We start from the raw sequence: 16742 nt of genomic DNA, 5'->3' as shown, positions 1-16742 counted from the left end.
AAACAAACGCCGCCCGAAAGGGGCGGCGCCGTATGATAAAACAAACTGTTATCGGGTTAGCGCCGTCAGTGTTCGCCGGCAGGGCGACCGACACCCGGCTGCTTCCCGTCATCCGAATCGCGCGACGCGGGCGCCGACTCCGGCTCGTCGGATGACACACCACCGGTCGGGCCGCTATCCCCCCACCCTTTCGGCGGACGAGGCTCACGACCTTCCATGATGTCGTCAATCTGGTAGCGATCGATGGTTTCGTACTTCATCAGTGCATCGGCCATCAGATCCAGCTTGTCGCGGTTATCAACCAACAGCTGCTTCGCCTTCTCATAGCATTCATCAATGATGTTGCGGACTTCTTCATCGATACGCTGGGCGGTTTCAGGCGAATAAACCGTCTGGGCCTGGCCAGCAGAGCGACCGAGGAACGGCTCTTCACTGTCAGTATCATACTGCAGGGGTCCCAGCTTCTCGGACAGACCCCAGCGGGTCACCATGTTACGGGCCAGACTGGTTGCCCGCTCAATGTCGTTGGACGCACCAGTAGTCACCCCATCAAAGCCAAGGGTCAGCTCTTCGGCAATACGACCACCGAACAGGCTGCAGATAGAGCTGATCAGGAAGCGCTTGCTGTGGCTGTACTTGTCTTCCTCCGGCAGGAACATGGTGACACCCAGGGCCCGACCGCGGGGAATGATACTCACCTTGTAGACCGGGTCGTGCTCCGGCATCAGGCGCCCGACAATGGCGTGGCCCGACTCATGGTAAGCAGTATTCCGCTTTTCCTTTTCACTCATCACCATGGACTTGCGTTCCGCGCCCATCATGATCTTGTCCTTGGCGAGTTCAAACTCCTCCATGGATACCAGGCGCTGGTTACGGCGCGCGGCAAACAGGGCAGCCTCGTTCACCAGATTGGCCAGATCGGCACCGGAGAATCCGGGGGTACCCCGGGCAATCAGGATGGGCTCCACGCCGTCCGCCAGGGGCACCTTCTTCATGTGCACCTTGAGGATCTGCTCACGGCCGATAATGTCCGGCAGGCCAACCACGACCTGACGGTCAAAACGCCCCGGACGCAGCAGCGCCGGGTCAAGCACATCCGGACGGTTGGTGGCGGCAATGACGATAACGCCTTCGTTGCCTTCAAAGCCGTCCATTTCGACCAGCAACTGGTTCAGGGTCTGTTCACGCTCATCGTGACCGCCACCCATGCCGGCACCACGATGGCGACCTACCGCATCGATCTCGTCGATGAAGATGATGCAGGGGCTCTGCTTCTTCGCCTGCTCGAACATGTCACGGACGCGGGAAGCACCCACACCCACGAACATTTCCACGAAGTCAGAACCAGAGATGGAGAAGAACGGCACTTTGGCTTCGCCGGCAATGGCCTTGGCCAGCAGCGTCTTACCAGTACCCGGCTGCCCGACCATCAGCACACCCTTGGGAATGCTGCCGCCCAGGCGCTGGAACTTGCTCGGATCCCGCAGGAAGTCCACCAATTCCTTGACGTCTTCCTTGGCCTCATCAACACCAGCCACGTCACCGAAGGTGGTCTTGATCTGATCCTCGCTCATCAGCCGAGCCTTGCTCTTGCCGAACGACATGGGGCCTTTGCCACCGCCACCGCCCTGCATCTGTCGCATGAAAAATACGAACAGTGCGATGATGATCAGAATGGGGAAGGCCGCGACCAGCAGCTGGGTCCAGAGGCTCTGGCGCTCCGGCTCCTTGCCGATGACTTCAACTTGATTTGCTAACAGATCGTCCATCAGCTTGTTGTCGGCCACCTGCGGGCGGATAGTCTGAAACTGAGAGCCATCCCCACGGGTACCCTGAATCTGCAGACCATCAATGGTGACCTGACGGACCTGTCCGTCCTGTACCATTTCGACAAACTGCGAATAATTGACCTGTTGTCCGCTGGTGGTGGGAGTAAAGTTCTGAAACACCATCAGCAGTACGGCGGCTATGATTAGCCAGAGAACCAGATTTTTTGCCATATCGTTCAAGGATCGTCACCTGTGAATTGAAAGGTTGACCGTCTTCAGGGAAACCTTTTTGAACACCTTACACCAATTGTACGCCGCTCCACCACAATCGGCCCATCCGTATCAGCCACAGAGGCCATTGGATTTCCGGACCAACCAGAGATCACGAGTCAGCCCCTGAAGCCCTTGCAGACCTGATAGATCTCCCGCGATCTTGCCCGGGAGGAATCAGGCTTGCGACTTACAACCGTATTAAAGCTTTTCCGCATATCAGCCAACAGCGCATCAAAACCCTCGCCCTGAAACACCTTGGCCACGAACACCCCTCCGGGGCGAAGCACCTGCTGGGCCATATCAAGCGCCAACTCCACCAAGCCCATCGCCCTGGGAATATCCACGGCAGCCATACCACTCATATTGGGCGCCATATCGGAAATTACAACGTCTGCCTTTCGATCCCCCAGAATTCCCAACAATTCTTCCAGCACCGAGTCCTCGGTAAAATCGCCCTGAACGAAGTCCACACCGGCAATCGGATTCATCGGCAAAATATCGCTGGCCACCACAATACCCTTGTCCCCGACACGCTCCATCGCCACCTGGGACCAGCCCCCCGGAGCTGCGCCCAGATCCACCACAACCTGACCGGGACGAAACAGCCGGTCCTTGTCGTCGAGCTCAATCAGCTTATAGCTGGCACGGGAACGGTAGCCATCTTCCTGGGACTTTTTGACCCAGACATCATCGAAATGTTCCTTGAGCCAGCGATCACTGGTTTTTGAACGGGCCAAAACAAACCTCCGAAATAAAACAGGAACAGACGCGCAACGGAACGCCTTGATACGTGGTAATGGCCATTTCTCAACCGTTGTGATCTGTTACAATCCGCCAATTATACGGTTTTGGCGGCCATTTCGCCGCTGACGTTTTGTTAATTGCATCCATTAAGAGATTACATCATGAGTCTTTCACCGGAACAGCGCCGGGAATACCGGGGCATCGCCCACAACCTGAAGCCCGTCATCATTGTTGGCGACAAGGGCCTTTCCGAAGGACTGCAGGAAGAACTTGAGCGAGCCCTGAACGACCACGAACTGATCAAGGTCAAGATCGCCAGCCCCGACCGGGAAGTACGCCAGGAGGCCATTGCCGAGCTGTGCCAGTCCGCCGGTGCCGAACTGGTGCAGACCATTGGCAAGATTGCGGTCATCATGCGCCGCGCGAAAAAGCCCAATCCCAAGCTGTCCAACCTGCTCCGCAATAAAAGCTGAGCACACGGAAGCAACAAAAAAGCCGGCAACGAACACTCGCTGCCGGCTTTTTTAATGGACGAAACCTCAGAGGTGCTCCACCGCCTCGATTTCATACTCCACGGTGCCGGACGGCACACGGATGGCAACAATATCGCCTTCGCTCTTGCCGATCAGCGCCCGCGCAATCGGTGAGGAGATCGAAATCTTGCCGGCCTTGATGTCAGCCTCGTCCTCGCCACAGATCTGGTATACCACCTGCTCATCGGTGTCGACATTCAGCAAGTGCGCCGTGACCCCGAAAATCACCTTGCCGGTGTTCTCGATGGTGTTGATATCAATCACTTGCGCCGAAGACAGCTTGCCTTCGATTTCCTGAATACGGCCCTCGATAAAGCTCTGCTGTTCGCGGGCGGCATGGTATTCCGCATTCTCTTTCAGATCGCCATGCTCACGGGCATCGGCAATCGCAGCAATCACCCGAGGGCGATCTTCGGACTTCAGCTTCTGGAGCTCCTCGCGGAGGCGGGCTTCGCCCGCTTTTGTCATCGGTACTCTGGCAGACATAGTCTTACTTTCCTGCGTGTAGATCCTGGAGGCGACGAACGGTGCGCTCGGGGCCGAACTTGATGGCCCGACAGAAAGCTTCGCCACCCGCCAGGGTCGTTGTATAGGTCACCTTGGCCTGCAAGGCGGACTGGCGAATCTGCGCCGAGTCGGAAATGGCCTTGCGCCCTTCGGTGGTATTAATAATCAGTTGAACCTGGCCGTTCTTGATGGCATCCACAATATGCGGGCGCCCTTCACGAACCTTGTTCACCCGCTCGACCTCGATACCCGCCTCTTTCAGGGCTTTCGCGGTACCCGTGGTAGCAATGAGCTTGAAGCCGGCATCCACCAGATCCTGTGCAACCTCGGCAGCCCCGGGCTTGTCCACATCACGCACGGACATGAACGCGGTACCCTGATCCGGCAGGCGCTCGCCAATGGCCAGCGCAGCCTTGGCGAACGCTTCGTCAAAGCTGTCGCCGATACCCATCACCTCACCGGTCGACTTCATTTCCGGGCCGAGAATCGGGTCCACCGCCGGGAATTTATTGAACGGGAACACAGACTCCTTCACCGAGTAATAGGTCGGCACGATCTCCTGAGTGAAGCCAAGCTCCGCCAGGGATTTGCCGGCCATGACCCGCGCTGCCACTTTCGCCAACGAGACCCCGATAGCCTTGGATACAAACGGGACGGTACGGGATGCCCGAGGGTTAACTTCAATGACATAGATCTTGCCATCCTGCCAGGCCAGTTGAACATTCATCAGGCCCACCACATCCAGCTCGATCGCCATCTTGCGAACGGCTTCGCGCATTTCATCCTGCACGTCTTTGGGCAACGTGTATGGCGGCAGTGAACACGCGGAATCACCGGAGTGAACGCCAGCCTGTTCAATGTGCTGCATAATACCGCCAATCACCACGTCCTTGCCGTCGGAGATGGCATCAATATCCACCTCAATGGCAGCATTCAGGAAGTGATCCAGCAGTACCGGGCTGTCATTGGAAACCAGAACCGCATTGCGCATGTAGCGAACCAGTTCGTCCTCGTCGTAGACGATTTCCATCGCCCGGCCACCCAGTACGTAGGATGGGCGCACCACCAGCGGATAGCCGATTTCGCGGGCCGCCAGAATACCTTCCTCGTGGCTGCGCACCGTAGCGTTCTCGGGCTGCAACAGCCCAAGGCGACCAATCATTTGCTGGAAGCGCTCACGGTCTTCGGCGCGGTCGATGGCATCCGGGCTGGTACCAATGATCGGCACACCCGCCGCTTCCAGACCACGGGCCAGTTTGAGCGGCGTCTGGCCACCGTACTGGACGATCACACCCTTGGGCTTCTCGACGTTGATGATTTCCAGCACGTCTTCCAGGGTGATCGGCTCGAAGTACAGTCGATCAGAGGTATCGTAATCCGTGGAGACCGTCTCCGGGTTACAGTTGATCATGATGGTTTCATAGCCATCTTCACGCATGGCCAGGGCCGCGTGAACACAACAGTAATCAAACTCGATACCCTGACCAATCCGGTTCGGACCACCACCAATGACCACGATTTTATCACGATCAGAGGCGTCCGCTTCGCACTCTTCTTCATAGGTGGAGTACATATAGGCCGTGTCCGAGGCGAACTCGGCCGCACAGGTATCAACCCGCTTGTAGACCGGACGGATATCCAGGTCATGACGCAGCTTGCGAAGGCTCACCTCGGAGATGCCCAGCAACTTGGCCAGACGGGCATCGGAGAAGCCTTTACGCTTGAGCCGGAACAGGGTATCGCGATCAATATCCGCTTTGCCGGCAGATTTCAGCGCTTGCTCTTCACGAATCAGATCCTCCACCTGCACCAGATACCAGGGATCGACGTGGGTGTTATTGAATACGTCGTCGACCGTCATACCGGCCCGGAAGGCGTCGCCGATGTACCAGAGACGCTCGGCCCCGGGCACGTTCAACTCCTGGGTCAGGGTCTCCTGCCCGTCGGTCGTGGTGAGATCCACCTTCTCCTCGAAACCTTCAGAACCCACTTCCAGGCCACGCATGGCCTTCTGCAGGGACTCCTGGAAGGTGCGACCGATGGCCATGACCTCGCCCACGGACTTCATCTGGGTGGTCAGGCGGGCATCGGCCTGGGGGAACTTCTCGAAGGTGAACCGTGGAATCTTGGTAACGACATAGTCGATGCTGGGCTCGAAGGACGCCGGGGTCACGCCACCGGTGATTTCGTTGCGCAGCTCGTCCAGGGTATAACCAATGGCCAGCTTGGCCGCGACTTTGGCAATCGGGAAGCCGGTGGCCTTCGATGCCAGCGCGGACGAACGGGAGACCCGCGGGTTCATCTCAATCACCACCATGCGGCCGGTATCCGGGTTGATACCGAACTGCACGTTGGAACCGCCGGTTTCCACACCAATCTCACGCAGCACCGCCAGCGAGGCGTTCCGCATGATCTGGTATTCCTTGTCGGTCAGCGTCTGGGCCGGCGCCACGGTGATCGAGTCACCGGTATGCACACCCATGGCATCAAAGTTCTCGATAGCGCAGACGATGATGCAGTTGTCGTTCTTGTCGCGGACAACTTCCATCTCGTATTCTTTCCAGCCGATCAGAGACTCATCGATCAGCAGTTCGTTGGTCGGGGACAGATCCAGACCACGGGTACAGATTTCCTCGAACTCATCGCGGTTATAGGCAATACCACCGCCGGAGCCACCCATGGTGAAGGACGGGCGGATAATGCACGGAAAACCGATATCGTCGGCCACTTCCCAGGCTTCCGCCATGGAATGAGCGATCGTGGCGCGCGGGCATTCCAGACCGATCTTCTTCATGGCCTTGTCGAAGCGATCGCGATCCTCGGCCTTGTCGATGGTGTCGGCGTTGGCACCGATCATTTCGACGCCGTGCTTTTCCAGCACGCCGTGCTTCTCCAGATCCAGTGCGCAGTTCAACGCCGTCTGGCCACCCATGGTGGGCAGCAGCGCATCCGGATTTTCTTTCTCGATGATCTTCTCGACGGTCCTCCAGGTAATCGGCTCGATGTAGGTGGCATCGGCCATCACCGGATCGGTCATGATGGTTGCCGGGTTGGAGTTAACCAGGATGACCCGGTAACCCTCTTCGCGAAGGGCCTTGCAGGCCTGGGCTCCGGAGTAGTCAAACTCGCACGCCTGACCGATCACAATGGGACCGGCGCCCAGGATCAGAATGCTTTTAATGTCGGTACGTTTTGGCATCTCTTGGTAAACCTGTCAGCAACTTAAAAATTCTTGCATCGCAATTTGCGGCGCCTGTTTCACTGGGGAAGCGTCAAACGGGAACTTATCGGGCTTCCATCAACCGGATAAACTCATCAAACAGCGGCGCCACATCGTGGGGACCCGGGCTCGCTTCCGGGTGCCCCTGGAAGCTGAAGGCCGGCTTGTCAGTACGTCGAATGCCCTGCAGGGAACCATCAAACAGGGATTTATGGGTCGCCTCCAGATTATCCGGCAGGCTGGCCTCATCCACCGCGAACCCGTGATTCTGACTGGTGATCATCACCGTACCGTCTCTCAGATTCTGGACCGGGTGGTTGGCACCGTGGTGGCCATGCCCCATCTTGATCGACTTCGCACCGCTGGCCAGCGCCAGCAGCTGGTGACCCAGACAAATACCAAAGACCGGAATCTCGGTGTCCAGCACTTCGCGAATGGCGTTTATGGCGTAATCGCAAGGCTCGGGATCACCCGGGCCATTGGACAGGAAAATGCCGTCCGGATTCATGGCCAGCACTTCGGAGGCCGGGGTCTGCGCCGGTACCACGGTGATGTCGCAGCCGCGGGCCGCCAGCATGCGCAGGATATTCAACTTAACGCCGTAATCCCACGCCACTACCTTAAAGCGGGATTCGGTGCGCTCGCCGTAACCTTCTCCCAGAGTCCACTCACTCTGACTCCAGGTCCAGGTCTTGTCGGAGGTAACTTCTTTCGCCAGGTCCATGCCTTTCAGGCCCGGGAAGGCATTGGCCAGTTCCAGCGCCCGCTCAGCGGTCGCACCCTCGCCCGCAACCACGGCACCGTTCTGGGAGCCTTTGTCACGAAGGATGCGGGTCAGGCGACGGGTATCAATGTCTGCAATGCCTACGATATTATTTTCCCGCAGGTACTCATCCAGGCTGCTACTGCTGCGCCAGTTGCTGGCAACCAGAGGCAGGTCGCGGATGATCAGGCCAGCGGCCTGGACACGGTCCGACTCTACGTCCTCTTCGTTCACACCGGTGTTGCCGATGTGCGGGTAGGTCAGAGTGACAATCTGGCGGGAGTAGGACGGATCGGTCAGGATCTCCTGATAACCGGTCATCGCGGTGTTGAACACCACTTCGCCGCTGGTCTCTCCCTCAGCGCCAATGGCGGTGCCGTAAAACAGGCTTCCGTCTGCGAGTGCAAGGATTGCAGGTGTGCTCAAGGCTTGTATCCTCATCGAGTGGCGTATAAGTTCGTCACGAACAGGAACGCAAGCGCAAATTCAGGTCGCAAAAAAGCGAGAGGGAGTCTCAACTCCGTCCCGCTTTTTTGTTTCCCCCGGGAACAATTTTGGTTCCCTGACATGATCAAAGCTACGCTTGGTGCAGTTAAACCGCCTTATTGTAAAAAATATGGCGCTTTATGTCCACGAGAAGCACAGCTTATTTGAGGCTCAAAACGTCCTGCATGTCGTACAGTCCCGCTGGCTTGCCCTGAAGCCACAGCGCCGCGCGCATTGCCCCCTTGGCGAAGGTCATGCGACTGCTCGCCTTGTGGGTCACCTCGATGCGCTCACCCTCGGTGGCGAACAGGACCGTATGATCACCCACCACGTCACCGGCACGGATGGTTTCGAAACCGATTTCCTTGCGGGTACGCTCACCAGTGAAGCCCTCACGGCCATACACAGCGCATTCTTTCAGGTCGCGGCCAAGGGCATCGGCAACCACTTCACCCATACGCAGTGCCGTACCTGATGGAGCGTCTTTTTTGTGCCGATGGTGCGCCTCGATAATTTCCACATCGTAGTCGTCACCCAGAGTCGCCGCGGCGGTGCGCAGCAGGTTGAGAACGACATTCACACCAACACTCATGTTGGGCGCAAACACCACAGGGGCTGACTCGGCAACCACGGTCAACTGCTCTTTCTCGGCGTCGGTCATGCCGGTGGTGCCAATCACCATCATCTTACCGTTGGCTTTGCAGAACTCGGCGTTCTCCAGGGTCAGATCCGGGAAGGTGAAGTCGATCAACACATCAAAATCGTCTGCCACGTCCGCCAGGCTGCCAGCCATGGTCACGCCGGTCTTGCCGATCCCGGTCATTTCTCCGGCATCGGCACCGATCAGACTACTGCCCGGCTCAACGACCGCTGCGCCGAGTTCCAGCCCCTCGGTGCCGTCCACGGCTTCAATCAGGACCTTCCCCATGCGCCCGGCGGCGCCGATGATTGCTACCCTCATGTTATCTGCCCTCAGAATTTCATTTCGTCAAAGAAACTTTTCACACCCTCAAACCAGGAGGTCTTCTTCGGAGCATGATGAGTACCATTGGTGCCGTCCAGCGTTTGCTGGAACTCTTCCAGCAGCTCTTGCTGACGCTTGGTGAGGTTGACCGGAGTCTCCACGATCACGCGACAGAGCAGATCACCTGCCGGGCCGCCACGAACCGGGCTGACACCCTTGTTCCGCAGACGGAAAAGTTTTCCGGTCTGGGTTTCCGGCGGAATCTTGAGTTTTACACGGCCATCCAATGTCGGCACTTCCAGCTCACCACCGAGGGTAGCATCCACGATGCTGATGGGCACTTCGCAATACAGGTTGCGGCCGTCACGGGTGAAGATGGAATGCTCGCGAACGGCGATCTGCACATACAGGTCGCCGGGAGGGCCGCCTTCGACACCCATTTCCCCTTCACCGGAGAGACGGATGCGGTCGCCGGTATCCACACCAGGCGGCACCTTGACGGAAAGGGTCTTTTCTTCCTGAACCCGGCCCTGGCCATGGCAGGCCTTACAGGGGTTCTTGATGATCTGACCCGAGCCACGACAGGTAGGACAGGCCTGCTGAACCGTGAAGAAGCCCTGTTGCATGCGAACCTGCCCCATACCGTTACAGGTACCGCAAGCTTCCGGGCGTGATCCTTTCTCGGCACCACTGCCATCGCAGACGTCACATTCGCGGTGGCCGGGAATCTGGATCTGAACGGTTTTACCCTTGACCGCTTCTTCCAGGTCAAGCTCCAGGGTGTACCGCAGATCGGAGCCACGGGTGTTACGACCGCGGCCGCCGCCACCGAAGATGTCACCGAATACGTCCCCGAAGATGTCGGAGAAGCTGGCTCCGCCGCCTCCGAATCCGCCACCGGCCTGACCGTCAACGCCGGCATGACCGAACTGGTCATAGGCGGCCCGCTTGGACTGGTCCGCCAGTACTTCGTAGGCTTCGCTGGCCTCTTTGAACTTGTTCTCGGAGTCAGTGTCGTCCGGGTTACGGTCGGGGTGATACTTCATTGCGAGCTTGCGGTAAGCCCGCTTGATTTCCTTCTCGTCCGCATCCCGGGAGATCCCGAGAATTTCGTAATAATCGCGCTTGGCCATGCTTTAAAACCCTGTTTTTAAAACGCGGAAAACGCGGGGACTCCCCCGCGTTCTCCAACTGCCTGATGTACGTCAGAAATTACCGCTTATCGTCGTCTTTGACTTCTTCGAACTCGGCGTCGACAGCGTCGTCAGAAGACTGGGCCTGGGCACCTTCTTCCCCGCCAGCCTGCTGCGTCTGATCAGCCTGATCTGCGTACATTTTCTGAGCCAGCTCCGAGGATACTTCGGTCAGCTTCTGAGTCTTGGCCTCGATGTCCTCTTTATCAGAACCGGTCAACGCTTCTTCCAGCTCCTTGATGGAGGCCTCGATGGACTCCTTCTCACTGTCGCTGACCTTGTCACCGGCATCGGTCAGGGTCTTGCGTACAGCGTGTACCATCGCGTCACCCTGGTTACGAACCTGTACCAGCTCTTCGAACTTGCGATCTTCCTCGGCGTTGGCCTCGGCGTCACGCACCATCTTCTCGATTTCATCATCGTTCAGGCCGGAAGAGGCCTTGATGACGATGGACTGTTCCTTACCAGTCGCCTTGTCCTTAGCGGACACGTTCAGAATACCGTTGGCATCGATATCGAAGGTAACTTCGATCTGCGGCACACCGCGCGGCGCCGGCGGAATGTCTGCCAGGTCGAAACGACCCAGGGACTTGTTCTGCTGCGCCTGCTTACGCTCACCCTGAACCACGTGGATGGTCACAGCAGTCTGATTGTCATCCGCGGTGGAGAACGTCTGCGACTTCTTGGTCGGGATGGTGGTGTTCTTGTCGATCAGCGGCGTGGCCACACCACCCATGGTTTCGATACCCAGGGTCAGCGGCGTCACGTCCAGAAGCAGAACATCTTTCACATCACCGGACAGCACGGCAGCCTGGATAGCAGCACCCATGGCAACGGCTTCATCCGGGTTAACGTCCTTACGGGCTTCCTTGCCGAAGAAGTTCTTCACCTTTTCCTGAACCAGCGGCATACGGGTCTGACCACCAACCAGGATCACCTCGTCGATTTCGCCGACCTTAACGCCGGAATCTTCCAGTGCCGTGCGACATGGGGCGAGACTTTGCTCGATCAGCTCTTCCACCAGAGATTCCAGCTTGGCGCGGGTCACCTTCACGTTCATGTGCTTGGGACCGCTGGCATCCGCTGTTACGTACGGCAGATTAACGTCGGTCTGCTGACTGCTGGACAGCTCGATCTTGGCTTTCTCGGCAGCTTCTTTCAGACGCTGCATGGCCAGTGAGTCACCGCGCAGGTCAATGCCGCTGTCTTTCTTGAACTGATCGGCAAGATATTCGATCAGCTTCATGTCAAAGTCTTCACCACCGAGGAAGGTGTCGCCGTTGGTGGCCAGCACTTCGAACTGGTGCTCACCATCCACATCAGCAATCTCGATGATGGAGATGTCGAAGGTACCACCACCCAGGTCGTACACAGCCACGGTACGGTCACCGCTCTTCTTGTCCAGGCCATAGGCCAGGGCAGCGGCAGTCGGCTCGTTGATAATCCGCTTCACATCCAGACCGGCGATCTTGCCGGCGTCCTTGGTGGCCTGACGCTGACTGTCATTGAAGTAGGCCGGCACGGTGATCACCGCTTCGGTCACTTTCTCACCCAGGTAGTCCTCGGCGGTCTTCTTCATCTTCTTGATGACTTCCGCAGACACCTGCGGCGGAGCCATCTTTTCACCCTTCACTTCCACCCAGGCATCACCGTTGTCTGCCTTGGTGATCTTGTAGGGCACCATCTTGATATCTTTCTGGACCACGTCGTCTTCAAAACGACGACCGATCAGACGCTTGATGGCGTACAGGGTGTTGTTCGGGTTGGTGACCGCCTGACGCTTGGCAGACTGGCCTACCAGAGTTTCACCGTCTTCGGTGTACGCGATGATCGACGGGGTGGTGCGATCACCCTCGGCGTTCTCGATAACCTTGACCTTGTCGCCATCCATGATGGCAACGCAGGAGTTCGTGGTTCCCAGGTCGATACCAATAATCTTGCTCATTGATTCACTCCAATTCGTTTGTTCGATCCGGTTGCGACATCGTCCATCCGATGCCTGACAAAACTGTTTCGGGCTCTCAGCCCCGGCATTTCATTCCGGCGCCGCCTGTTTATTGCCTATATTGGCGCCTTAATTCACTTTTCAAGCCTGCTCATCGATATTTGGTGCATCCGCGGCTTTGGCCACCACCACCATTGCGGGCCGAACCAGGCGCTCGTTCAGGGTGTAGCCCTTTTGCACAACCGCCACGACACTGTTCGGCTCAGCGTCCGGCGCCGGCACCATGGACATGGCCTCATGCAGTTGCGGGTCGAAGGGTTCGCCAACCGGGTTGAGCTGCTCGACGTTGAACTTCTTGAGGCTATTCATGAACAGGTTCAGAGTCATCTCCACACCTTCACGAATAGACGCCACCAGCTCACCGGAAGCTTCCTGGCCTTCGGTACTTTCAACCGCCTTTTCAAGGCTGTCAGCGACCGGGAGCAGTTCCTTCACGAACTTTTCCAGCGCAAACTTGTGGGCCTTCTCCACGTCCAACTCGGCACGACGACGAACATTCTGCATTTCAGCCTGGGCCCGCAGCATCTGCTCCTGATACTCCTGAACCTGAGCCTGGAGGGCTTCAGTTTCAGAGGGCTCACCGGCGGAATCACCTTCAGGGCTTTCCTCCGCTTCAGCCTCGGCGGCTTTCAGCTCTTCCTCAACCTGCTCGTTACGATTCTCGTCAGCACTCATGGCTACTCCTGGTCAATCATCCGCGACCGCAAGCACGGCCGGTTATACATGTCATCCAGCCGGTCAAGGCCAGATCAAAGAGGGTTGCGAACGAATATGGGGCCCGTTGTTCCGGTTTCAACCTTAATGAATGCATTTATACGCAAATTCATGTCTGCGAATTTGCAAACAGGTAAAACCCTGTATATATTCACAGTCACTGTATGTAACCACAGTATTTCCAGAGCGGAGGTCACCAGCATGCTCACACAGCTCACCGTTTCCAACTACGCCATTGCTGAAAGAGTCGAACTTCAGTTCAGCAAGGGCATGACCGCCCTGACCGGGGAAACCGGCGCCGGCAAGTCCATTGTACTGGACGCCCTGGGACTGGCCATGGGCGGGCGGGCCGATGCAGGCGCTGTGCGCCACGGCGCCAAGCGTGCCGATATCACGGCCTCTTTCGATGTATCCCGTATCACCGAAGCCCGGACCTGGCTCGAGCAACACGAGCTGGATGACGAACATGACTGCATACTGCGCCGGGTAATCAGCAAGGACGGTCGCTCACGCGCCTATATCAACGGCCAGCCCTGCCCGCTTGCACACCTCAAGGATCTGGGCAGCCTGTTGATGGACATTCACAGCCAGCATCAGCACCAATCCCTGCTTCGCAAGGAAACCCATCGCAAACTGCTGGACGAATACGCTGGCGTGGAATCCCTCGCCACCGACACCCGCGATGCCTGGAAGGTATGGAGCAAGACCCGTCAGCATCTGACCGAGCGCCAGCAAAACGCCGACGAGGCAGAAGCCCGGCTACAGCTTCTCCGTTATCAGGTGGAAGAACTGGACCGTATGGCACTGGAAGACGGCGAGCAGGAAAGCCTGGAACAGGAACAGGAACAACTGAGCCACGCCGACACCGTACTGCAGAACAGCCAGCAAGCCACTCTGCTCTGCACAGAGGAAGACAACAGCGCCGCCGATCTGGTTCGTCAGGCACTACAGCAACTGGAACATCTGCCAACTGAGGTGCCCGCACTGGCGGACACCATCCAGATGCTGAATGAGGCACAAATCCAGATCAGCGAAGCCGGGGACAACCTGCGCCGGTTTGTGGAGGATTACGAGGCCGATCCGGCACGACTGACCGAGGTCGAAGAACGCCTGAGTGCGATCTACCAGATGGCACGCAAACACCGCATTGCCCCGGAAGAGCTGCCCGAACTGCACCAGCGCCTCAGCGCCGAGCTGGCGTCTCTGGATGACGGCGAAGGCAGTGTTGAGCAACTGGAAGCCCAGCTGGAAGCCCAGCGGCACCGCTTCGATGAACTGGCCGGTCAGTTGTCGGAGGCCCGCCAGCAGGCGGCTGCCAACCTCGACCAGAGGATCGCAGAGGAACTTGCCCAACTCAGCATGCCGTCAGTGCAGTTTGTCACCCATCTGAATCGCTCCGGCGGTGAACCGGCGCCCCATGGATTCGAAGAAGTGGAGTTCCTGGTCAGCGCCAACCCGGGTCAGCCGGCAAGACCACTGGCCAAAGTTGCCTCCGGCGGCGAACTCTCACGCATCAGCCTGGCCATCCAGGTAGTCGTCGCGCAAACCTCAACCACACCCACCCTGGTCTTTGATGAAGTGGATGTCGGTATCGGCGGCGGCACGGCAGAAGTGGTCGGACGGCTGCTGAGAACCCTGGGCAACGACGGTCAGGTACTGTGCGTAACCCACTTGCCGCAGGTTGCAGCCCAATGTCATCAGCACCTGTTCGTCAGCAAGTTTACCGAACAGGACGCAACCTTCTCGAAAATTGAAACACTGGACGACCATGGACGGATCAGCGAAGTGGCGAGAATGCTTGGTGGTGTCGACATGACCGAGCACACCATTGCCCATGCCCGGGAAATGTTTTCCAAGGGGCAGGCAACCCATCACTGAGTGACAGCGCACATTCCCCTCTCGATCCCGAGAGCTGTTAGGGCGGGTTAATACCCGCCCCTTTTTTTATTCGATCATTACTCTTACGGAAAGAAAGTTACTTGCCAACAGGTTTAACGTAGAGAATCAGGCTGTGATCAATGATCTCATAGCCACGCTCTTCGGCAATTTTCTTCTGGCGCTCTTCGATAATCGGATCGCAGAACTCAATGACCTCACCGGTTTGCGTACAAACCATGTGGTCGTGGTGATCGTCACCGGCCATTTCGAATACTGCGTGCCCGCCTTCAAAGTTGTGACGAAGCACCAGTCCGGCGGCCTCAAACTGGGTCAGAACCCGGTAAACGGTCGCCAAGCCCACGTCATCCCCTTGCTCCAGAAGCTTCTTGTACACATCCTCTGCGCTGAGGTGGTGTTCCTCGGAGTTTTCCAGAATGTTGAAAATCTTTACTCTCGGCAGAGTAACTTTCAGACCGACTTTTCGTAATTCGGCGTTTTCAGATGACATGTTACTATTCACTCGTTGGTGTGCCCCACGGCTTCCGGTATGATGAAGCCGCATTTATACGGTTAGACCGTGTCACACCTGCCCTTGGCAGGCGATTTCAAGATAGAGGATTTCCCCCGGCGATGCAAAAGCTCACAGCTCTCATTCTCACTCTCATCCTGTCTGGTTGTGTCTTCCCCGGCGTTTACAAGATCAACGTCCAGCAAGGCAACATCCTGACCGACGAGGAGCTGACGTCACTCACCGAGGGTATGTCCCGCAGCCAGGTGCATTCCGTCCTCGGCAACCCCCTGATGATCAACCCGGTTGACCCTTCCCGGGAATACTACATCTACACTTTCCAGCGTCGGGGTGGTGATATCGAAGAACAGCGGGTCATCGTCTATTACGACAACGACCAGTACAGCCACTACGAGGCGCAACTACTGGAAGAAACACCGGCCTATTAAGGCCGGGTCAGGATTTCTTTTTAGCCCGGTTGAGTCTCGCCTGCTTCGGATCAATCTTCAGCGGCCGGTAAAGCTCTACGCGGTCGCCCTCCCTCAGCTCGTGCCCGGCAGGCGATTTGATGGCCTTGCCAAAAATCCCCATGTCAGTATTTTCGGGATCAATTTCAGGAAAGACTGCGACAATGCCAGACAGTTTGACAGCGTCAAGGGCGGTAGTTCCGGCCGGCACCTGCAGGCTGATGATCTCCTGCTTGTCCGGGCGGGCATAAGCCACTTCCACTCGAATCATTCCACAACTCCTGCATATACCATATCCGCACGCCGACAAAACGCATCCACCATGGTGTTGGCGGCCTGACTGAACACCGGACCAAAGGTCATACGGGAGAGCGACCCGGAGAATTCGAACTCCAGAGTCAGGATAACCTTGCAGGCATTGTCATCCAGCGGCCGAAAGTGCCAGCGCCCGGTGAGATCACGAAACGGCCCATCCACCAGGCTCATTTCGATGGTTTCGGGATGATACAGCTGATTGCGAGTGGTAAGACGATGGCGAATTCCACCCTTCGCCACATCGAGTGAGGCAGTAATCTGCCCCTCATCCCTGTCATGAATTTCTGCACCCGCGCACCAGGGCAGAAATTCAGGGTATCGGGCGATATCGTTTACCAGATGGAACATGCGCTCGGCGGAGTGCATGACCAAGGCTGTCTTGTCGATCTGATGAGGCATTGAA

The 16742-nt window shown here is 57.4% G+C and carries 15 protein-coding genes; 3 read left to right on the top strand and 12 right to left on the bottom strand.

The window, feature by feature from the left end; translation table 11 throughout:
- Positions 1-65: 65 nt before the first annotated feature.
- Both ftsH and rlmE read right to left on the bottom strand, forming a co-directional pair.
- The gene (gene ftsH / locus Q0Y21_RS01300) at positions 66-2009 is read right to left on the bottom strand and encodes an ATP-dependent zinc metalloprotease FtsH (protein WP_297790790.1); all 1944 of its coding nucleotides are present in this window, start codon (positions 2007-2009) and stop codon (positions 66-68) included.
- A 149-nt stretch (positions 2010-2158) separates the two neighbouring features.
- Entirely contained in the window at positions 2159-2779 is a 621-nt protein-coding gene (gene rlmE, locus Q0Y21_RS01295; RefSeq protein WP_297790788.1) for a 23S rRNA (uridine(2552)-2'-O)-methyltransferase RlmE, read from the bottom strand.
- A 168-nt stretch (positions 2780-2947) separates the two neighbouring features.
- Here rlmE and yhbY point away from each other — a divergent pair, with 168 nt between their 5' ends.
- Positions 2948-3259 (top strand): ribosome assembly RNA-binding protein YhbY, encoded by a 312-nt coding sequence (gene yhbY, locus Q0Y21_RS01290; protein ID WP_297790786.1) that lies wholly within the window; start codon positions 2948-2950, stop codon positions 3257-3259.
- A gap of 66 nt (positions 3260-3325) precedes the next feature.
- On the opposite strand, the gene greA is transcribed toward yhbY, so the two are convergent.
- The 7 genes from greA to grpE all read right to left on the bottom strand — a co-directional run bounded on the left by greA (position 3326) and on the right by grpE (position 13132).
- Complete coding sequence (gene greA / locus Q0Y21_RS01285; RefSeq protein ID WP_082446039.1) at positions 3326-3805, bottom strand: transcription elongation factor GreA; 480 nt, start codon at positions 3803-3805, stop codon at positions 3326-3328.
- 4 nt (positions 3806-3809) lie between these two features.
- Positions 3810-7025 (bottom strand): carbamoyl-phosphate synthase large subunit, encoded by a 3216-nt coding sequence (gene carB / locus Q0Y21_RS01280; protein ID WP_297790782.1) that lies wholly within the window; start codon positions 7023-7025, stop codon positions 3810-3812.
- An 85-nt stretch (positions 7026-7110) separates the two neighbouring features.
- The gene (gene carA, locus Q0Y21_RS01275) at positions 7111-8235 is read right to left on the bottom strand and encodes a glutamine-hydrolyzing carbamoyl-phosphate synthase small subunit (RefSeq protein WP_297790780.1); all 1125 of its coding nucleotides are present in this window, start codon (positions 8233-8235) and stop codon (positions 7111-7113) included.
- Between the two features lie 220 nt (positions 8236-8455).
- Positions 8456-9256 carry a 4-hydroxy-tetrahydrodipicolinate reductase gene (gene dapB / locus Q0Y21_RS01270; protein WP_297790778.1) on the bottom strand — a complete coding sequence of 267 codons (801 nt, stop codon included), beginning with the start codon at positions 9254-9256 and terminating at the stop codon, positions 8456-8458.
- 11 nt (positions 9257-9267) lie between these two features.
- Complete coding sequence (gene dnaJ, locus Q0Y21_RS01265; RefSeq protein WP_297790776.1) at positions 9268-10392, bottom strand: molecular chaperone DnaJ; 1125 nt, start codon at positions 10390-10392, stop codon at positions 9268-9270.
- Between the two features lie 79 nt (positions 10393-10471).
- Positions 10472-12397: a molecular chaperone DnaK gene (dnaK, locus tag Q0Y21_RS01260; RefSeq protein WP_297790774.1), complete on the bottom strand. Its 1926-nt coding sequence runs from the start codon at positions 12395-12397 to the stop codon at positions 10472-10474.
- A gap of 141 nt (positions 12398-12538) precedes the next feature.
- Positions 12539-13132: a nucleotide exchange factor GrpE gene (grpE, locus tag Q0Y21_RS01255; RefSeq protein ID WP_297790772.1), complete on the bottom strand. Its 594-nt coding sequence runs from the start codon at positions 13130-13132 to the stop codon at positions 12539-12541.
- 240 nt (positions 13133-13372) lie between these two features.
- Here grpE and recN point away from each other — a divergent pair, with 240 nt between their 5' ends.
- Positions 13373-15049 carry a DNA repair protein RecN gene (gene recN, locus Q0Y21_RS01250; RefSeq protein WP_297790770.1) on the top strand — a complete coding sequence of 559 codons (1677 nt, stop codon included), beginning with the start codon at positions 13373-13375 and terminating at the stop codon, positions 15047-15049.
- A 97-nt stretch (positions 15050-15146) separates the two neighbouring features.
- Here recN and fur read toward each other — a convergent pair whose 3' ends face one another.
- Positions 15147-15557, bottom strand: coding sequence for a ferric iron uptake transcriptional regulator (fur, locus tag Q0Y21_RS01245; RefSeq protein ID WP_297790768.1), 411 nt, complete (start codon positions 15555-15557; stop codon positions 15147-15149).
- A gap of 122 nt (positions 15558-15679) precedes the next feature.
- On the opposite strand from fur, the gene Q0Y21_RS01240 reads away from it, so the two are divergent.
- On the top strand, positions 15680-16006 hold the full coding sequence (locus Q0Y21_RS01240; RefSeq protein ID WP_297790767.1) for an outer membrane protein assembly factor BamE: 327 nt from the start codon (positions 15680-15682) through the stop codon (positions 16004-16006).
- Between the two features lie 7 nt (positions 16007-16013).
- Here Q0Y21_RS01240 and Q0Y21_RS01235 read toward each other — a convergent pair whose 3' ends face one another.
- Positions 16014-16295 (bottom strand): RnfH family protein, encoded by a 282-nt coding sequence (locus Q0Y21_RS01235; protein WP_297790765.1) that lies wholly within the window; start codon positions 16293-16295, stop codon positions 16014-16016.
- A complete protein-coding gene (locus tag Q0Y21_RS01230; protein ID WP_297790763.1) occupies positions 16292-16738 on the bottom strand; it encodes a type II toxin-antitoxin system RatA family toxin in 447 nt (148 codons plus the stop codon). Before Q0Y21_RS01230 ends, Q0Y21_RS01235 begins: the two co-directional genes overlap by 4 nt.
- Positions 16739-16742: the final 4 nt, after the last annotated feature.

This window comes from uncultured Marinobacter sp. (assembly GCF_947259545.1).
In the GTDB taxonomy this organism is placed as follows: Bacteria; Pseudomonadota; Gammaproteobacteria; order Pseudomonadales; family Oleiphilaceae; genus Marinobacter.
Note: the sequence above shows the minus strand (reverse complement) of the source record. Positions and strands in the feature narration are given on the sequence as shown.

Coding starts and splice junctions, on each gene's coding strand:
- yhbY (WP_297790786.1), top strand. CDS start 2,948: ATGAGTCTTTCACCGGAACAGCGCCGGGAATACCGGGGCATCGCCCAC.
- greA (WP_082446039.1), bottom strand. CDS start 3,805: ATGTCTGCCAGAGTACCGATGACAAAAGCGGGCGAAGCCCGCCTCCGC.
- carB (WP_297790782.1), bottom strand. CDS start 7,025: ATGCCAAAACGTACCGACATTAAAAGCATTCTGATCCTGGGCGCCGGT.
- dapB (WP_297790778.1), bottom strand. CDS start 9,256: ATGAGGGTAGCAATCATCGGCGCCGCCGGGCGCATGGGGAAGGTCCTG.
- dnaJ (WP_297790776.1), bottom strand. CDS start 10,392: ATGGCCAAGCGCGATTATTACGAAATTCTCGGGATCTCCCGGGATGCG.
- dnaK (WP_297790774.1), bottom strand. CDS start 12,397: ATGAGCAAGATTATTGGTATCGACCTGGGAACCACGAACTCCTGCGTT.
- grpE (WP_297790772.1), bottom strand. CDS start 13,132: ATGAGTGCTGACGAGAATCGTAACGAGCAGGTTGAGGAAGAGCTGAAA.
- recN (WP_297790770.1), top strand. CDS start 13,373: ATGCTCACACAGCTCACCGTTTCCAACTACGCCATTGCTGAAAGAGTC.
- fur (WP_297790768.1), bottom strand. CDS start 15,557: ATGTCATCTGAAAACGCCGAATTACGAAAAGTCGGTCTGAAAGTTACT.
- Q0Y21_RS01240 (WP_297790767.1), top strand. CDS start 15,680: ATGCAAAAGCTCACAGCTCTCATTCTCACTCTCATCCTGTCTGGTTGT.
- Q0Y21_RS01235 (WP_297790765.1), bottom strand. CDS start 16,295: ATGATTCGAGTGGAAGTGGCTTATGCCCGCCCGGACAAGCAGGAGATC.
- Q0Y21_RS01230 (WP_297790763.1), bottom strand. CDS start 16,738: ATGCCTCATCAGATCGACAAGACAGCCTTGGTCATGCACTCCGCCGAG.